Source organism: Leucobacter aridicollis (genome assembly GCF_013409595.1).
Classification (GTDB): Bacteria; Actinomycetota; Actinomycetes; order Actinomycetales; family Microbacteriaceae; genus Leucobacter; species Leucobacter aridicollis.
In genome coordinates this window covers 2,899,387-2,918,119 of record NZ_JACCBD010000001.1, presented here as the reverse complement: position 1 = coordinate 2,918,119, position 18,733 = coordinate 2,899,387, and the positions used below count along the sequence as shown (strand labels likewise).

The window sequence follows — 18,733 nt, the reverse complement described above, 5'->3', positions numbered from 1 at the left end:
GTGTGTCAGGCCGAAATCTCGACGATAGTGGTGGAGCGCGCACGCAGCCGTGCGCGGAACCACCCGAGAAAGACACGTCCGTGACCGACCACGCAACGCTCCCCGATACGCCACTGCCGACCGGCCAGTCCCCGCAGGCGCCCGCCCGCGGCTGCCCCATCGCGCACGCGCCCGGGTCAGCACACGACCTTGTTGACCGGTCCGACAACGGCTACTTCGGTCCTGACAGCGTGAGCTGGCGGGTCTTCGCCGACCCCGCGGCGCAGCTCGGCGGCGTCGCGGCGATCCTGCTGCAATCGCTCAACCCGATGATGATGCGCCTCTTCGCCGAGACCAGCGACTACCTCGCCGACGTCGAGGGGCGCGGGGAGCGCACCGGTAGGTACCTCGACACGATCGTCTATGGCGACCGCGCGCACGCGGAGGCCGCGGCTGAGGCCGTGAACCGGCTCCACGCCGCGAGCATCTGGACGGATCCGCGCACCGGCCAGATCCTGCGGGCGGACAATGAGGAGTGGCTCGCCTGGACCCACAACACCCTCGTGTACGGGCTGCTGCGGGCCGCGGAGGCCTTCGGCCCAGAGCTGTCGACCGCGGATCAGGATCGCTTCATCGTCGAACAGCACATCGCCGCCTGCCTCGTCGAGATCGAAGACGACAGCTACCTGCCGAGCACGCGCGCCGAGCTCGACGCCTACATTGAGGCGAACAAAGACTGGATGGCGTTGACCCTGCCAGCGGCCGAACTCTCGCGGTCGCTTCGCAAGCCATCGCTCAGCGGCAATCCCGTGGCGACCTGGATCACCGTCAACGTGCAGGACGGGATCCTCTCGCTGCTTCCCGACTGGGCGCTGCTCCTGTTCGGGATCGAGGGGCGCCCGATGAACCTCGGCGCCGCGGCGAAAACAACCCGCAAGATCGTCGACTCCGCGCGACAGAACGCCTCTGCCGCCGACATGATCGCCGAGGTCACGTCCCGGGTGCAGACCCACCCGTATCGCAAAGTTCGCCGGGCCGGCCAGTGAGGTGATTCTGGGTCGTGCGAATCCGCTAAGCTACTGGGGTTGGCCCCTATAGCTCAGCGGTAGAGCTACGGACTTTTAATCCATAGTCCTGACAGCTCCCGTGGGTTTTCTGCTTCTGAATTTGCAGCAGCCAGCCGTTCAGGTGAAATCATCTTTGTTGATTTCTCGCGAAGCCAGTCGTCACGCAACGAATTCGTCTCGTTGTACCCGTGTCAATGCGCGTCGTCGCCTCTAAGGCGACCATCACGGCATGATCTCTATGAGGTCCAGGGGGAATATCCCCCTGGACCTTTTTGTATTTCAGGAGGAAAAGTGAAGCACCCAAGTCTGGGCTGGTCCGCGACCTTGGACCAGTTCGACAATTACCAGCGAGCGGCCGGACTGAGCCAGAGAACAATCTCTGAGCGAAGGATGATGCTGGCTCGATTTTCGGAATTCGTGAGGACGCCACCAACGTTGGTCGAGCTACGACACTGCGTGGACTTTCTCAACAGACCGCATGCACGAACCGGAGGAGAACTCTCACCAAGTACCAAACAGGTGGAACGCTCCTACCTGCAGGTCTGGGGTGACTGGATGGTTCTTGAGGGATTACTCGCCGTCAGCCCAGCGGCGCGTCTACCGAAGGTCCGAGTTCCTCGAAGGCGAGCGAGGCCGGTACACGTCGAGCACATTCAGCGCCTTCTGCAAGAGCCCTTGTGGCAGCAAACACTGGATCTGATCGTAGTACTCGCCACTACCGGACTACGGATTGGAGAAGCCGTACAGATACGTGGTGAGGACTTCGACCCCGTTACTGGATTCTTGCGAACAGTGCGGAAGGGGGGACTGATTCACTATCTCCCGTTGAACGAATCTGCTCGAGAAGTCGCTGACAGAATGCCGAGCGCCGGCTGGTGGTTTCCGTCTCCATGTAGAAACGCGAAATTCCCGAATGGTGGAGGGCATATCTTGATGAAGTCTGCATCCACAAAGATCACCTCCGCGTTCCGCAGAATCGGCGTCACTGACCCGATGATCACTGGCCATTCGATCAGGCATTTCTTCGCTAGTTACATGATTGCGAAAGGGGTCCAAGTCCAGGTCGTACAGCAGCTGTTGGGGCATGCATCTCTTGCGACCACCCAGATTTATGTTGAAGTTCGGGACGAAGCACTTGTCGCCGGAGTGCAAGTCCTTCCAGCCTTCGCAGCTACTCACCCCCGCGCTCTAGAGGTCCAGGCGAAGCGAACGAACGGCCCGGTCCTGGACGAACAGATGCGGCTGGCGAGCTAAGGGCCGTCCCGGGAACTCAAACGCAGCGGGGGTGCGAAAGTGTGCTGGGCGCTAGAAGCATGACGTGTGGGTGTGATTGATAAGTGCACGCCCACACGGCGTGGAAGGTGCTGGAGTCACCGAACAATGGTGTTCGGGCAGAAAGAGGAAGGCCGGCCAGCTGCCGGAGGCCGGCAGTATGCGCGGGGGTGAGCGTCTATGAGGCGACAGCCCCAAGGGCCTGTCGCCCGTCCATAAGGAGATCGATACCGATGCTTGAATTCATTCGCCTACAAATGCCCTGGCTTGCGGTCGCTGCGATAGTGATTGCTGGAGTTCTCGCAATCGGTGGAGGTTGGGGCCGCCTTGCCCTCGCGCTCGTATTGGTGAGCTTAGTGGTCGGGGCTTACTGGATGTTCGTAACCGCTTTTTAGGGCATATCGTGGTTAGTAACGTTTAGTTGGGCGGAAATCTTGCTCCTATTACTTGAACTTGTGGCCCTGCTTTGGGGAATGTCGGCAGCCAGATCTACCATGGTGTTCGAACATATGTTCGAGCTTGGGGGTTGTTGCGCAGGTAGTCGAAGTGCGTGAGCTGCGTACGGACACGCCGCTCGTCACAGTCGCGCTTGCGAACGTCGACGCCGAATGCGGCTTCCCTTCCCCTTCGCAGGATTACCAAACCAGCGAGATCGACCTCAACGAGCATCTAATGCCGAATCGCCTCTCGACGTTCCTGATCCGCGCTCGTGGGCACAGCATGATCCGTGTCGGCATCGCCGACGGCGACGAACTCATTGTCGACCGGTCGATCTGTGCTGAGGACGGGCACGTCGTGATCGCCGTGGTCGACGGCGAAATGACAGTGAAGCGCCTCTAAACTGACTCACCCTCAACGATGTCCTGTGCACGACGCGTCGTCGCCTCAGCACCACTGCTCCCGCGAGGGAAAGCCCAGACCAGGCGGGGATGTGACTTCGTAGGGCCCTGAGACAAAAGTGCCTCGTCACTGTTGTGTCCGTCCGGCCCGGTTCGGTCGTCCCACACATCGAAGTGACGGAGACACCACCATCATGACCACCAGCCCTGTCACGCGTCAACCAGAAGTGATCATCGGCGTTGATGCGCACAAATACACTCACCATGCGGTAATTCTTACCAGCACTGGGCAGCGAATCGCAGACCACGAATTCCCGGCAACAACCCGTGGCTATGCCGACTTGTTGTCCTGGGCTCACGCCCATGGAAATATTCAGGCGTGTGGGGTGGAATCCACCGGCTCTTACGCTGCCGGACTCGCAAGGTTCCTGATCGATCATCACATCGAGGTCCGAGAAGTGAACACCCCGCACCCGCACACGAAAGCTCGTGTGGGAAAAGATGACGTTATCGACGCTGAGGCTGCCGCCAGGAAAGTGCTTGCTGGCGTCGCGAGCGCTATACCGAAACGAACCGATAGCGTCATAGAGTCGATACGGTTCCTCGCGCTCGCACGTGATTCTGCAGTCAAAGCGCGCACCGCGGCGATATTGCAGCTCCAAGACATGCTGGTCACTGCACCAGCACGTGTCCGAGAGAGCGCTCCAGCTGGCGGGCTGGCCGCGGCACACCATTGCTAAAAGTTCCGTGCCGACCATGCACGCCTGAACGATCCTGAGCAAGCTGTCAAGCTTGCGCTGCGTACCCTCGCAGCGCGTATCGGGAACCTCGACGAAGAGATCAAGGGTGTCGAACGTTCCCTCACCGTCCTGGTCCACGAGACCTCTCCGACTCTGCTGTCTCGGCTTCGCATCGGGACCATTCACGCGGCTCAGCTTCTGGTTACCGCGGGCGAGAACGTTGAACGCCTGCACACCGAAGCAGCATTCGCGCGGCTATGCGGAGTCGCCCCGGTGCCAGTCTCATCTGGCAAGAGTCATCGGATGCGACTCCACCGAGGCGGGGACCGAAAAACGAACCGTGCGTTGCATATGATCGCGGTGGTCAGGCTCAGATACGACGCCCGAACGGTCGACTATATGCAACGCAGACTCGCTGAAGGACTCTCCAAGAAAGACGTGTTGAGGTGTTTGAAACGGTTCATCGCACGTGAAGTGTTTAATGATCTCAGGAACCACCTCATCGCTGTTTGGCGTCTATAGGACCGTCATGCACCAGACCCTTCTTGCATTTTCGGGAGAGGCCGTCACCCGCACTGGCTGGAGACGTACCGTGACCGGGACTCATATCCCATCTAGCCGCCGCATCGCCCCTCCCAGATTGGTACCCTGAAGGTATGAACCTCACTTCGGAGCGCCGATCCAAACGGTCGGCTAGCTTCCGGCCCGAACAAGAGCCGCGCTCCGCGGGGGCCGCGGGCGCCGCAGCGACCAACAGCACCGATACCGACGCTGCCGCAGAGAGCCGCAAGGCCCTCGCCGACCAAATCAGACGCGACCACCAGCGCGGCTTCGGCAAAAGGGGCCTCGGCGTGAAAGTACTCGTTGTGATGGCAGTCGTCGCCGCCTGCGCCGCACTCCTCTGGCTCCAATTCCGCGCTTCCGAACACGCTGCTGACGATGTCGCGGTGCCGAAGCATGCGACCGATAGCTACGGCTTCATCCTTACCGCAGCAGCTCCAGAAGCCGACAGCGAGGCGACTGAGACGGGACACAACGAGGGATTCGTCCCCGTCGTGCTCTACGAGGACTTCCTCTGCGCATCGTGCGGCGTCTTCCACGAACAAGCCAACGCGCTGCTCTCCTCAGAGTTAGCTGACGGCACGATCAGCATCGAGTACCGTCCGTTCGCCTTTCTCGTGAGTGCGTCCTCTGACGAGTACTCGCAGCGCGCCGCAAACGCCGCGGTGTGCGTGGCTGACCTCGCGGGGGTACCGGCCTTCGTGACGATGCGCGACCTCCTGTTTGACCATCAGCCGGCGCCGGGCGCTACCGGCCCGAATGACGCTGAGCTCACCGCGTTCGCAGAGACCGCCGGGGCCGCGGACGCTGCGAGCTGCATCACCGAACGCACGTTCGACGGCTGGGTCGCGCAGGCGCTCAACGCGGCAGTCGACGCGGGCGTTTCGTCCACACCGACTGTCTGGGTCGACGGCGTACCGATCGTGAAGAGCACAGACGGCCGGGAGTCGATGCCGGGCCCCGAAGAGCTACAGTTCATGATCGAGAAGGCGACCGAATGAGTCCGCACGACCGTTCCCCAGACTCCCGCGTCTCATGGGAGACCGAGCGAGAGGGGATACCTGAGCGCCCAGGATTCGCCTGGGGTCTGCCCGTCGAGGAACGCATCGCACGCCCGCGCAGGCTCGTCGTTGCCCTGGTGCTTGCGTGCGTCGCCGTTCTGCTCGTCGCCGCAGCGGTGTTGGTCGGCGCGCTGCAGTTCGAGACGCTCGGTAACGCACTTATCGATGCGCTCCCTGAGGACCTCTCGGTGGAGTATTCAGCCGCGGATATCGACAGGGCCGTGCTGGTGCTGTTCGGGGCGCTCGCTGGGCTCTCCCTGGTGCTCGCGTTGCTGCAGGCGCTGAGCATGCGAACGCTGGTGACACACCGCCGACCGGGGGTGCGGGTGACGTGCCTGGTCTTCGTCGCGCTCACTGTCGCTGTGCTTGCCATCGGGATACTCGTACGTGAAGCCGACGCCCTCGACCTCGCGCTCGCAGGAGGGGCGGCACTCAGCATGCTAGTCGCCACAACCCTATCTTTCACCCCGGGGGCCTCGCGGTGGCTGCACCAGCCCGACGAGCGCCGCTCACTCCCGATCGCTGCCTCCTAGCAAGGCTCAGGCAGCCGGCCGCAAGGCTCAGGCAGCCGCGAGGCGACTGTGGCCCATCAGGGCGAGGATGAGGCGCTCGCAGCTCTGTTCTGCGACGGCGCAGGCCCTCGCTGTCTCGCGATCGAGCAGTGGGTTGTCGAGCAGTTCGCGCCAGCGCAGGAGGTGCTTCGTTGCCTCGTCGAGCAGCTGTTCGGTGCTCGGGCGGCCACCGCCGAGCACACCGTACCTGCCTGACGCGCCTGACTTCCCGTGCACCCGATCGTCTATGAGTCCAAGCCGCACGGCAGGATCACTCCCCCGGCCACCGAGGAGCCGCTCCAGTTCCGCCGCACGTTCGTCAGACAGCGACAGGCGACCGCTCGCGATGCGCCCGACGAGCTGCATCTCCGTGCAGGTGTGGGAGGCGGCCATGCGCTGATCCACATCGAGGAGCAAGTCTTCTGAGCCGGCAACAGCGCGCTGACGTAGCAGCTGGTGCAGCGCCAGCATGACCGAGTGCGCCTTGAGCTCCGCCGTCCGTTGCGTGAAGTGCACATCGATCACTCGCCGCAGCTCTTCGAGGCCGCTGCGGCGCAGCAGTTCCGCCGAGAGCTCTGGGGCGTCATTGATGCCGCCGCGCAGCAGTGCGATGGCGAGACGGATCCCGTACATCCCAAAGCGGTCGACGAGGTCGATGCGCACGCGCTCCGCAGGGAGCCCCTGGTCGCGGGAGGTGATGAAACGCTCGGCGCTGATGAAGAGCCGTTCGGTCTCGGTGGAGGGCACGGCGGCGAGCGTAGCGAAGGCGGCGAAGTCAGCCTGACGCAGCATCATGGCACCCATTCCGAGGAGGCCGGCGACGGGCACGACAGTCTCGCACACGCCTTCGAGCTCCGGCGAGTTCCGCAGTCGTTGTGCGCTCTCGTTGATCGACACCATCGCAGTGAGTCTCCCCGACGCGAGCTCGTCCGCGCGCGACAGCACCGCAATCGACCCGATCGTCGCGTTGCCGTGTCGGGTACGTTCCGTGAGCGCCCGCATGTACTGCACATCAGACTCGTGCAGCGAGCGCAGCAGGTAGATGACCGCGTCCGCACCCGCCGCACCCTCGTCCGGCAGGAGAAACCTGTCGGTCTCGTGAGACACGTCGTGTGATGCCGATGCAATACCCGGGGTGTCGATAAGCGTAATGCGCCCGATGCCCGGCACCGGCCAGGTCACGTCAATGCGGTCGACATCATCAGAGCTCAGCCCCGCGAGGTCGAGCTCGAGGCGTTCGCGCTGCCGTTTCGCGGGCAGCGCCGCGCTCTCCCCGTTCGTGAGGTGCGCGCGCACGCGCGGCGTCGGGCCGTGGTGGTACCAGGTGACGATGCGTGTGCACTCGCGAGAATCTGTCGGCGCGATCCGCTCACCGAGCAGTCCGTTCAGCAGCGTCGACTTGCCCGCCTTCACCGAGCCGACAAGGGCCACCCGCAGGGGCTCGTCGAGGCGGCGCTCGAGCACCTCAATCTGCTCGTACACATCGGCGTGGAGGTGGTAGAGCTGCTTGGCTGCGGCAAGCAGCTCCTGCGCAGTCGCTCGCTGCTGTGTCATCGTGCACTCCGTACTGATTCGGGGATTGGTGCGGCTAGCGCAGGTTCTGGGGACGCTGGCGTTGAAGCTGCGGTGGCGGGGACTGCGGTCACGGGGCCGCGGACGCGGCCGTTCTGGTGGGTGCGGGTGCACCGACCTCCATCGCCCGGTCGCCGAGCGCGCGCAGGGCTCGCAGTTCGGACGCGACCGCTGCCGCGCGCACGCTGCGTTCGCTTGGGGGCAAGGCCCCGCTGCGCTTCGCAGAGCGGATCGACTCGGCGAGCGACTGCTTGAAGTGCTCAGCGACGGAGACGAAGTGATCACGCAGCACCCGCTTGACCGTGTTCAGGCGGTCACGCGATTCCTTGCTCACCTGGAAGATCGCCTCATCGATGAGTTTGCGCACCGCGACCTTCGCCTCGGCTCGGCGCTGTTCCAGACGCTGCTTTGCGTCCTGCTTGTACGCGAACCCTCCCATGATGAGGCCGGCCACGACAGAGATCGGGTTCACGAGGGCCATGCCCGCGAGGGTGGTCATGAGCCCAAACATGAGCACGCCGCCGTACGAGCCCTTGAGTCCGATCATGAGTTTTTGACCGGCGGAGAGCGAGCCAGAGCGGACGTAGTCGAGGTCTCCGATCGCCCGCAGCGCACGGTCTGTGCTCGGGAGCGAGAGATCCGGCACTGAAGAGCGGCCGTCGAGCACGAAGTGCTTGGAGACGACGTCGGCGAGGTGCATGCTGCGCGTGTGCGCCCACACGAAGTTGTCAGAAACTGCCTGCGTGACGGATTCGGCGAGCCACGTGCCCGTGTCCTCCCATGAACGACCGGGATCGCTCGAGTCAATGAGCTGCTCGGCCTCGCGACCGACCTGGCGAAGCCGGTCACGAAGATCGAACTCAATGTCGTCGATGAGCTCGCTCGTACCGTCGGCGAGGGTCTGCTGCCAACGTGCCGAACGCAAGGTGAGGCGTTCAGCCGTCTCCTCGGCCTGCCTGAGGTCCTGAATGATCTCCTCGCCATTTTCGGGGTTACCGATCACCTCAAGTTCCGTGCTGAACACCATCGCGAGCAGTTCGCCGACGGTGTGGATCTCGGAGGCGATGGCGCGGTGCCGTTCAGCGAGCACATCGGCGTGCACGCGGTGCAGGTGTTTCGCAAGCGTGTGGATCCCGGCCTCCTCAATGAGCTCGTTGCCGCGCTGTTGCACAGCGAGTTCGTGGATGAGGGACGAGGTGACGAGGAGTGGGACGTCGATGCCCACGGCGGCGAGGTGTTCGGTATCGGCCGCGACGATATTGCGCCAGTCGTGTTGCAGGTCGCTCTTGCTGACGACGAAGGTGAGGCGCGAGCAGAGCTCGGATGCCTGCCCGAGGAAGACGAGCTCGGGCTCGGTGAGCTCCTGCGTTGCATCGCTCACCATCACGAGGGCATCGGCCTGCGGGAGGAGAGCGAGGTTCGAGGAGGCGCGGACCTGCGCCCTGCCGAAGCCGGGTGTGTCGATGAGTGTCAGGCCACCGGCGAGCAGGCGCCGCGGCAACGCGACGTCGGCGTTCAGGGTACCGAAGATCCCGGAGTCCCCCGCGAGCTCGGTGACGTGCGCGCGGAGCTCCCCCGGGTCGATGGCGGTGCGGATCGACTGCTGTTCACCGGAGAGCTCCGTCACGAGCGTGGCAGTGGTCTGCTCCCCCCAGCGAACCACCGTGGGTACGGAGGTAGCGATGACATCATCAACCGGGCAGACGGGGGCCGAGACGAGGGCGTTCACGAGGGCGCTCTTGCCCTGTTTGAATTGGCCGACGACAACGACACGCACTCCGACATTGCCGAGATCCTGTCTCGCCTGCTCGAGCCGCTCAGCGAGATCGGGCCGGCTCGCGCGCTGGGCGACGTCGATCATCTGCCGGGCGATCATCTCGAGCTGCCGGGCTACGGGCTCGGGGTAGGGAGATGCCATGCGGTCCTCATTTCTCGGGGCTGTGCGGGAAGATACGCGGTGCCGGAAGCGCAGTGCTGGATGTGCGGGGAGGGCACATCCAGCACTGCGCTTCAGTGGCCGCGCGGGCTACATCACAGTGATGTCGGCCGCCCCATCGGTGCCACCCGTCTCCGCGGGGACGTCAGCGGCACCGTAGGAGTCACCATAGCTGTACGAGTGGTCGTCGTACGTGTAGCTGTAGCCGGAGATCTCCTCTGCCGGCTCCTCGGTCACGGTGTCCTCGACGGCCGGTGCCTGCGGCACCGAGACATCGCCCACGACCGAAGAGTGGTCGTCGATGACATCACCGGAGTTCACAGAATGATCGTCGTAACTCGTAGCATCGCCAACGATCGATGAGTGATCGTCGATAACATCACCCGAGTTCACAGAATGATCGTCAATGACGTCACCGGAGGTCACGGAATGATCGTCGGTTACGTCACCCGAAGTCACTGAATGATCATCAACGGTTGAGCTGTGTGAGTTGTTTGACAGGTCTACCGCGACGGAGCCAACGTTGATCGACTGGTCGTTGGTCTCGGTGAGCGTGACGGTGTTGCCGGAGTCAACAGTGTTGCCCGAGTGGCGGTTGTCAGTCACTTCGTTACCGATGCCACCGACGTTTGAACCGTCTTCCCAGTAGTCGCCGCCCACTGAGTGGTCTTCCGAGAAGTCGACCGAGTTGTCGTTCCCGGTGTTCTCGGCACTGTTCTGGTTCCCACCCACGGTCGTCGAGCTGTCGGAGCTCTCCGAGTTGTCGGAGTGATCAGAGTTGTCGGAGTGATCAGAGTTATCGGAGTGATCAGAGTTATCGGAGTGATCAGAGTTATCGGAGTGATCAGAGTTATCGGAGCTGTCAGAGTTATCGGAATGATCGGAGTTATCCGAGTGATCCGAATTGTCGTTCCCCGTGTTCTCAGCATTGTTCTGGTTGCCCCCGACAGTGGTCGAGTGATCGTCGGAGTTGTCCGAGTGATCCGAGTTGTCCGAGTGATCCGAGTTGTCAGAATGATCCGAATTGTCGTTGCCGGTGTTCTCAGCGTTGTTCTGGTTGCCCCCGACAGTGGTCGAGTGGTCATCCGAGTTGTCAGAATGATCCGAATTGTCATTCCCGGTGTTCTCGGCACTGTTCTGGTTACCCCCGACAGTGGTCGAGTGGTCATCCGAGTTGTCGTTCCCGGTGTTCTCAGCGTTGTGCTGATTTCCACCAACGGTCGTCGAATTGTCCGAGTGATCAGAATTGTCAGAGTTGTCCGAGAGATCGACAGACACATCGCCGACGGTGATCGACTGATCGTGGGTGGTGGTGTTGCCGGTGTTCTCGGCGTTGTTCTGATTCCCGCCGACATGAACAGAGTTATCGTTGCCGGTGTTCTCAGCCTTGTTGTTGTTGCCGCCGACCTTGTCGCCCTGGGCAATCGCGTCGCCGCCGGCGATGACGCCGTCGTCCTGCGCGATGGTCTGGGGGCCACCGAGCGCGAGGTTACCGTCACCCTGGTTCTGGATCGTGTCGCGGCCCGAAGCCTGCGCGGTGTCGGTTGCGACGATGTTCCCGTCACCGGTGATAATAGGGTCGTCAGTCACCAGGTCGCCACCGAGTGCAAGGCCACCCTTGCCAGCGAAGGCCTGCTGCACATCGCCGTCGCTCCAGATGTTCTGAATAACGCCACTGTTGTCGAAGTTCGAGACAGCCACGTTCTTCACGATGTGCTGCACCATTTCGGCTGGGGTCGCGCCACCACCAGCAATGGCGACCGCTCCGCCCGCTGCGTTCGCGATAACGGGGGTGATGGCGTCGACGTCTGCGCAAGAGACGCCGCCGAGGCCAGCGGATGCCATCACTGCGGAGGGATCCGCCATGAAGTCTTCGGCCTTCGTCGGATCGCCGAGCAGACTCAGAATGAAACGGAGAAGCTCCGTCGAGGTTACAGCCATGAATAGCTCCTAGAGACACAGCCCACCGAGGGTCGACGAGCGTTACATTCACCGTAAGTTCCAAGCCCACCCCCATGCGACGGGGCGGATCCCCCTGATGCGTGCCCTAGTTGCCGTTTTCAGAGGTGCCCTTCGGCCGGGGGTGATTAGGGGATGGATTAGGGGATTTGGCGTCGGGTATCGGCGATCTCCCCTATGAGCCCCGGAGTAGGGTGGGGAAGGAAATTCCCGTGGTTGCGGTGTGACCACGGTACGGAAGACAGCGGGGAACCAATGACCATCAGTGCGGGAGCGACCGGTGCCGGAATCATCGGCATCGAAGCCGGCGCGACTGGGCTCGAGTTCAGCTCCGGGGAACGCGTCGACTTCGATCCCGCCGGAGCCCCAGCGGATTTGCTGCAGCGCATCGCCGACGGGGTGCCGTATGTGCGCGTGGTCGACGGCACAAGCGAGGTCATCGAATCAGTCGGGCTGTACGCGTCGATGGTCGCAGAGGCAATTCGAGGTCGCGGGGTCGCCGAACCGGTCGCACTCGCGGTGCCTGGGTGGTGGCCACCGCAGGTCGTGGCTGAGCTCGCGAACGCCCTCGCTGGGCTCGGCGTCTACGCGGACCTCGTAAACGATGCCGAGGCCGCGGTCGCTGGCTATCAGGCGAGCATCGAACCCCTTCCCGACACCGTGGCCGTCGTGAGCCTGCGCAGCCGGCTCACGAGCCTGGTCGTCGTGCGCGATTGCGCGACACGTCCGCGCGCCGTGCCAAGCCCGCGGCTGGTGAGTAGTGAGGGTGGTGAGCACCTCGATGCGGCCGTGCTGCAACACCTCGTGCGGGGGCTCACTGATCTCGGGGATGAGATCAACGTGACGAGTTCCGAGACGCTTCGGGCCGCCCGCGAGGCGCTCGAGCAGTGCCGCAACTTGCGCGAGACGCTCTCTCGCAGCGCCATGGCCTCGGTTCAGCCCAGGTTGCCGGGGGCGGAGCGGAAGCTCCTGCTCGTGCGCAGCGAACTCGACGAACTCGCCGATCCGTGGCTCGAGGCAATACTGCGGATGCTGCGCACCGCGATCGAGCAGTCCGATGAGGAGATCGGTGCGGTTCTCCTCACCGGTGGGCTCGCCGTCATGCCAGTGATCAGTCAACGGCTCTCAGCCGACCTCGGGCTCGCGGTCCACGTCCCAGATGATCTGCGCCTCACCGCAGCAAGGGGTGCAATCTCGCTGCACCCCGGCCCTCGACGGCGACCCTCGGGGCTGCGGAGCTGGTGGCACAAACTGCGGCCGCCGCACAGCGCTCACGGCGCGGAAGCGCCTCCTGGCTCCGGGATTCCGACAAGGGCCAGTGCGCTGGTGCAGCGATGAGCGCGGGGGGCACGGACACGACCGCGGTGGATCGCGAACGCGAGTTCCGCACGCTGCTCCTGCACATCGCGGTGAGCTGCCCGTACGACGCGGGCGAACTCTCAACGCGCATCTCACGGCCGCAGCAGGCGATCCACGAGGACCTGACCGCGCTCATGCAGGAGGGCTCGGTGCACCTGCACGACGGCGTGCTGCGCACCTCGGCGGCGACCCGCCTGGTCGCCGAGTCTGCGGGCACGGAGCTGCGCGAAGTGCAGGAGCAGGTGCTTGCGGAGCTCAGGACCGGTGTGACCGCTCGCCCGACAACGCTCATCGCCCTCGCTGAGTCCGGGTGCGCAGCGGAGGCGCTCATTGACCTGCTCATCCGCGCGACCAGCAGGCACCCCGACGAGGCCGGCCTCGCCGCAGCACTCGGGATGGTCGCGCGTGCTCGTGGCGAGAGCGACGACACGCTCATGCTGCGCCGCGCAACTGATGCGGCCGCTCGGAGCCGGCCAGACGAGGTGCTCGCACTCACTGAGAAACTCCTCGACTCTCCGTCTTCGGATACCGCGACCCAAACCAGCGCAGCTCTCCTCGCTGCCGCCGCCCATATTCAGAGCAACCGCCTCGAGCGCGCGCTCGCGCTGTATCGCCACGTCGGCGAGGAGCGGATCGGAGTCGACGCAGCCTGGGCCGTGGTCGCCGCCATCGGCCGCGGCGACCTTCCCGCGGCCCGACAGTGGCGTGAGGCGATGGCGCAGAACGGCCTCACGAACAGGGCTGCGGGACTCACCGATTTCGCTGATGGCCTGATTGCGAGCACTGAGGGCTTTGGGGACCGCGCACTCGAGCTCCTCGCCGGGTCAGTGTCAACGCTTGCGTCCCTCGGCGACGAGGTGCTGCTGCCGGAGACCCCGGCCGCGATCGCGGCCCTCGTCGCGTTCGGTCGCGGGGAGCCCGCCGCCGCCGAGATCGTGCTCGAGCGCGCCCTGCGCCTTGAGCTCGGCGGTGAGCCGGGTCGCCGCAGGCACCTGCTGCTCATCGCCTGGGGGCTGATGATGCGCGGCGGGCTCGAAGCGGCAGAACGCAGGATCGCCGAGCTCCAAGATCCCCGCGAGCTGTGCGACCGTGACCTCCTGCTCTACTGGTGCTTGCGCGGCGGGCTTGCGCGACGGCACAGCGATCTGCCGGCGATGCGGGAGGCCTGGCGAGAGATTCGCAGACACAGTTTCGGGCTGCAGATCACCCTGTACGACCTGCTCCCATTCGGGGAAATGCTGGTACTCGCCGCAAGGCTCAGGGATTCCGCGCACATCTCCCGCATGCTGCAGGCGGCGACCGAACTGCTCGCGACGATGGGCGAGCCGGTCGTGTGGTCGACGCCGCTGCACTGGCACGGCGTGCAGGCAGCGTTTCAGGCTGAGGACCCCGCCGCACTCATCCCCTACGCGAACGCGCTCGTACGTGCGGGCGAAGCCAGCCGCTACGCGGCGACACTTGCGGTGGCTGGGGGAACCTGGCTCGACGTGCTTAGGGGGGAGGTCGATTTCGACTCCGTGGCAGCGAGTGCCCGCGCCCTCGCTGGCAGCGGGCACACCTGGGAGGCGTCGCGGCTCGCGGGGCAGGCCGCGCTGCAGCACCCCGAGCGCGAGAGCGCGCTCTCGATGATGCAGCTCGCCCGCGAGATCATCAAGGAGCAGGGTGGCAGCGAGGGGCGACCCGCTACGTCGCCCTCGGTGCTCACTGCGCGCGAGGTTGAGGTCGCGAGTCTCGTGCTCGAGGGGCAGGGCTACCGTGCGATCGGCGAGCAGCTATTCATCTCGCCGAAGACTGTCGAACACCACATCGCACGCATCCGCACGCGGATCGGCGCGTCAAGCCGGGCGGATCTCCTCGAGAAGCTGCACGATCTGCTGAGCGACCGCGGCTGAGCGCGGCTAGGTCTGCGGATCCGCCGCCTCTCGCATAAGCCTGAGGACCTCGCCGCGGGAGGAGAGCCTGAGCTTGCGCAGCACGTTTGACACGTGCGACCGCACCGTCGCGACCGACACGACGAACGACTCGGCGATCTGATTGTTCGAGCGCCCCTTCACGAGCTGCGCGACGATCTGCCGCTCGCGTTCGGTGAGGCTCCCGAGCAGGGCCGCGCCTGATCCACCGTGTGCTTCGGCAGTCTGCTGGAGCAGTGTGCGTGCACGAGGGAGGTATCCGTCGGCTCCGATCCGCTCAAATTCGCGCACGGCCGCGTCGAGCCGCTCGGCGGCCTCGGTGCGCCGCCCCGCCTGCAGCAGGAGGTTTCCGTAGTCCGTGAGTGCGAGGCCGAGCGCGAGCGGGAACGCCCGGTTACGCACCGCGGCCTCGTAGTGCCACATCGCCACCTGAGTGTCGCCCTGGGCCTCAGCGAGCCGGGCCTGCAGCCAGTCGAGCGTGCCCCAGTATTCGAGCCAGCGCGTGCCTCGCCACTCGGCGAGCTGGTCGACGAGTTCTTTCGCCTCGTCGAGCTTGCCCGTGTGGATCAGTGCCTCGGCGCGATAGGTGAGGAACCCGTGTCGGGTGTTGCGGACCTGATCCGCCCACCGCCCCGAACTCGCCGCGAGCACGCCCTCGTCGTCGCCGCGAGCCCGCGAGGCCTCGCAGTCGGCAATGAGTGTGAGGTCGGGCTCGTAGCCCTCCCAGTTCATCTCACGCTGGCGTCGCGCCTGCCCAACGTGCGCGCTCGCATCATTCTCGTTGGTGATCGCGGATACCCACACGCGCAGTGCGGACATGCTCAGCCGAGCCTCGACATCCATCGTGATGTATGCGAGCTCCTCGGTGAGATCCATGAACTCGATGGCAGCGTCATAGTCGCCCTGCAGCATCATGCAGTTAAGGAGAATGATGCGAGCCGTACCCGCGGCCCAGGGCAGACTGACGTGTTCGAGCATGTCGACGGACCGCTGCGCGCGATCACGCGCGGTGTCGAGCGCACCGATCGAGACTTCGGCCCCAGCGATGGCGACGAACGCATCGACCTTTGAGGCGCTGTCCGCGAGCCCCTCGGCCCGCTCGATGAGACCGGGCAGTGCCTTCCGCACCGCGGCGGAGTCGGCGTGTGCCTGGTTGTGCACCATCTGATAGCAATCGAGGAGCAGCAGTTGGCCGGTCTTGTCAAGCATCCAGCCGATACGCGGGTTCGAGAGCTCGGCAGGGTCGTCTGGCATGCGCGCGACCAGCATCTGTGCGAGTGCAATGAATTGCGGCAGCTCGTCATGTTCTGAGGTGCGCATCGTCAGAATCACAACCATGAATGCGAAGTAGGCAAGCGCTACCCGCTCGTCGGCCGTGCTCGGTTCCATCGCGAGTAGCTGCTGAACCCGGGCAGCGGGGAGTTCTCGCCCGACCTCGTGCGCAGCGAGCACGATACCGAGCACTTCGTGCAAAATGCTCAGCGGGAGCCCCTCAACCTCGGCGAGCAGGTCGAGGGCGAAGTAGCTCGTCTTCGCCTGCATGTGCACGAGAAGCAGGTCTTCGATGAGCCGGGTGCGTGCGTCCGAGGTGGTGGCGAGCGCGAGGGCCTCGCGCAGGATTTCAGCAGCGTTCGCGAGGCGGCCCTGATCGACTGCGGCGTCAACATAGGTGTCCACTGCCGCGTGCAGCGCGGCGTCCCAGCGGTCCGCTCCGCGGATGAGGTGGAGCAGCGAACGGTGCCCGCTCGTCACCGCGGCGAGCGCCAGGTGCATCGGTTTCGCCCGCGCGGTCGTCACCGTGTCAGCGATCGCCTCCGCGAGCAGAGCGTGGCGGGGCATAATTGTGTCCCCGTACCCCGATTCGACGAGCACTTGGGCGGTGAGGGCCTCTTCGAGTGACAACTCCGATCCGAGCATCTCGGAAGCTTTGCGCAGGCTCGCCCGCGGCAGCTCGTGCCCCGCGAGGCAGACGAGCTCACTGGTGACCTGCGCTTCGGGGCTTAGCTGCGCGAACCGGTGGAGCAGCGGGCTGTCGCTCGCCATGGTGACGTGAATCGTCGTATCCCAGGTGAGGTGCTGGCGCGCGATCTCGCGTTCCGAGATCGATGAGAGCACGCTGTCGACACCAAGAAATGTGCCGCCGGTGGCTTCGAGGATGCGTCTGGCGGACCGGTCGGAAATGCCGACACCGTGAAGTTCCAGCGTGAGCGCGGAGATCTCGGGGGCCGTGAGCGGGTCTAGGTGGTGCGACACGTCGAGAGGGCTGTCGATCGCGAGGCCCGTAAGAAACTCCCCGAAGGAGCCAGGAAGGTTCGGGCTCCGCACGCCGAACACGAGCAGCGTGCCTCTGCGAATGAGGCGGGGGATCATGTAGCGCAGAACCCTCTCGGACTCCGCATCGACCCACTGAGCGTCATCAATCACGAGCACACGACCGCCGCTGTGCCCATCGCCCTCGGCGAGGAGGCGCTGCACACACTCACGGGCGAGTTCGACAGGGTTGGTGTGGGAATCTGGCATAAAATGCCAGTCGGATACCGGCCCGCTTGCAATAAAGCGCTCCATGAAGCTGTATGGCTCGTTGCGCTCAATCTCGTCGGTTCTTGCGAAGGTCGCCTGCCAGCCGCCGTCCGCCACCGCAGCGCTCACGATCTCCCGGAGCAATACGGTCTTGCCCATGCCCGCGTCGCCATCGACAACGAGCAGCATACCATTCTGCTGTTTCGCCCGCTCCAGCGTGTTTCCGACGAATGCTCGTCGCTTCACACGAGGAGACGTGCGCCTGGCACGATGCACGTTCTTCTCTGTCTCCATGCGCGCTTCCGTCCTCCTGCGTAGCGGCGGACCGACTCGGCAGCAGCACAGAGTGGCCCGACCCAAAAGTCCTCACGAAACACAGTACCGCTGTCGCGCGGCCCGTGGCTCCGAACCGGGTGTGAAACTCACACACACACGCTCCCTTAGCCGTGCATCCGGCGTTTGTGGGTGCGAGCCGCCTCCGCGGCACGCGGGGAGATCGCGCCGAGCTCTCCGAAGGCGATGACACATGCACCGCCGCTACCCCCCCCCGCAGCTAATCGGAGATCGCGAGCACATGCTCGGCCGGCGCCAACTCTCGGTCACCCTCTCCGCAAGCGAGGCGTGCCAGCGCTCGTCAGGCCGATCAAGCCTCGCGACCGTCGTCGAGCCTTTACCCAAGTACTGCGCATAGATGCGCTTGAGCGGCACCTTCGGGGCATAACGGAGTTCGTCAATGCCAACGGCCTGTCATACCGTTCATAGAAGGGATCTCCACCAGAATCTAGCAGCCATGCTGCGTCCGAGCGCGTGGTCATGATGGGCCGCCAATCCTCGGGGATTTCGCTGAAATCGATTATTCTCTACGCTAGCTGAACAATCCATGGCGACCGTTCTCAAGTACCGGAGGAACGTCATGAAATGACTGATCCCGTCCGGCAAGGCCCTGGCGTCCTTCCGCCATGCGCGCGGCACTTGCAGCGGCCCCCCCGCTCGGAAGTCACGATAGATCGCCGCAACTCGAGAGGCTGTCTTTTGAGGTAATTCAAGAAAGACGGAATGACGTCTCCGTAATCCCAAACTTCAGCTGCAGTTCTCGCGACCAGCTCCCCACCCTCGACGAACCACTGTTCTGTGATGGTAATAGTTCCGTAGACGTTGTCTGAAGCTAGTACTCCATCGGCGGCTTTGTGCCATGTTGGGGTCCACATATAGAGGCCATCAGTGTGGCTCTGCTCCACGCGAGGGGTACACCCCCCGCGCACCTCTCTTACCGCTTCGCGGGAAGCACTCGCTTCACTCCTGCCAGGAGGACACGCGCTCCGCGCGCGGCTCAAACAGGCCCCGCCTGCAATCTATGTGCCGGGAAGCAAGCGACAGGATAGCGCCGCTGCGCCTCCACACCAGGCG

12 protein-coding genes and 1 pseudogene are annotated in these 18,733 nt (G+C 64.2%); 9 read left to right on the top strand and 4 right to left on the bottom strand.

Going from position 1 to position 18,733, the window contains the following annotated elements; translation table 11 throughout:
* Positions 1–80: 80 nt before the first annotated feature.
* The 7 genes and pseudogenes from BJ960_RS13515 to BJ960_RS13490 all read left to right on the top strand — a co-directional run bounded on the left by BJ960_RS13515 (position 81) and on the right by BJ960_RS13490 (position 6,052).
* Complete coding sequence (locus BJ960_RS13515; RefSeq protein ID WP_307814560.1) at positions 81–1,025, top strand: oxygenase MpaB family protein; 945 nt, start codon at positions 81–83, stop codon at positions 1,023–1,025.
* Between the two features lie 411 nt (positions 1,026–1,436).
* Positions 1,437–2,300: a tyrosine-type recombinase/integrase gene (locus tag BJ960_RS17390; protein WP_425324743.1), complete on the top strand. Its 864-nt coding sequence runs from the start codon at positions 1,437–1,439 to the stop codon at positions 2,298–2,300.
* A gap of 251 nt (positions 2,301–2,551) precedes the next feature.
* Entirely contained in the window at positions 2,552–2,713 is a 162-nt protein-coding gene (locus tag BJ960_RS16480; protein WP_202229113.1) for a hypothetical protein, read from the top strand.
* Between the two features lie 151 nt (positions 2,714–2,864).
* On the top strand, positions 2,865–3,158 hold the full coding sequence (locus BJ960_RS16475) for a S24 family peptidase (protein WP_202229114.1): 294 nt from the start codon (positions 2,865–2,867) through the stop codon (positions 3,156–3,158).
* Positions 3,159–3,351: 193 nt separating this feature from the next.
* A pseudogene (locus BJ960_RS17385) lies at positions 3,352–4,419 on the top strand (IS110 family RNA-guided transposase).
* A 134-nt stretch (positions 4,420–4,553) separates the two neighbouring features.
* Positions 4,554–5,459: a DsbA family protein gene (locus tag BJ960_RS13495; protein WP_185987672.1), complete on the top strand. Its 906-nt coding sequence runs from the start codon at positions 4,554–4,556 to the stop codon at positions 5,457–5,459.
* Positions 5,456–6,052, top strand: coding sequence for a hypothetical protein (locus BJ960_RS13490; RefSeq protein ID WP_185987671.1), 597 nt, complete (start codon positions 5,456–5,458; stop codon positions 6,050–6,052). The genes BJ960_RS13495 and BJ960_RS13490 overlap by 4 nt, the downstream gene beginning before the upstream one ends.
* 27 nt (positions 6,053–6,079) lie before the next feature.
* On the opposite strand, the gene BJ960_RS13485 is transcribed toward BJ960_RS13490, so the two are convergent.
* The 3 genes from BJ960_RS13485 to BJ960_RS13475 form a co-directional block, all read right to left on the bottom strand.
* Complete coding sequence (locus BJ960_RS13485) at positions 6,080–7,624, bottom strand: dynamin family protein (RefSeq protein ID WP_185987670.1); 1,545 nt, start codon at positions 7,622–7,624, stop codon at positions 6,080–6,082.
* A gap of 88 nt (positions 7,625–7,712) precedes the next feature.
* On the bottom strand, positions 7,713–9,560 hold the full coding sequence (locus tag BJ960_RS13480) for a dynamin family protein (RefSeq protein ID WP_185987669.1): 1,848 nt from the start codon (positions 9,558–9,560) through the stop codon (positions 7,713–7,715).
* Between the two features lie 108 nt (positions 9,561–9,668).
* A complete protein-coding gene (locus BJ960_RS13475; protein WP_185987668.1) occupies positions 9,669–11,519 on the bottom strand; it encodes an IniB N-terminal domain-containing protein in 1,851 nt (616 codons plus the stop codon).
* Positions 11,520–11,792: 273 nt separating this feature from the next.
* Here BJ960_RS13475 and BJ960_RS13470 point away from each other — a divergent pair, with 273 nt between their 5' ends.
* Positions 11,793–12,875 (top strand): Hsp70 family protein, encoded by a 1,083-nt coding sequence (locus tag BJ960_RS13470; protein ID WP_185987667.1) that lies wholly within the window; start codon positions 11,793–11,795, stop codon positions 12,873–12,875.
* Complete coding sequence (locus BJ960_RS13465; RefSeq protein ID WP_185987666.1) at positions 12,872–14,788, top strand: LuxR C-terminal-related transcriptional regulator; 1,917 nt, start codon at positions 12,872–12,874, stop codon at positions 14,786–14,788. Before BJ960_RS13470 ends, BJ960_RS13465 begins: the two co-directional genes overlap by 4 nt.
* Before the next feature lie 6 nt (positions 14,789–14,794).
* Here BJ960_RS13465 and BJ960_RS13460 read toward each other — a convergent pair whose 3' ends face one another.
* On the bottom strand, positions 14,795–17,620 hold the full coding sequence (locus tag BJ960_RS13460) for a helix-turn-helix transcriptional regulator (RefSeq protein WP_185987665.1): 2,826 nt from the start codon (positions 17,618–17,620) through the stop codon (positions 14,795–14,797).
* Positions 17,621–18,733 lie beyond the last annotated feature (1,113 nt).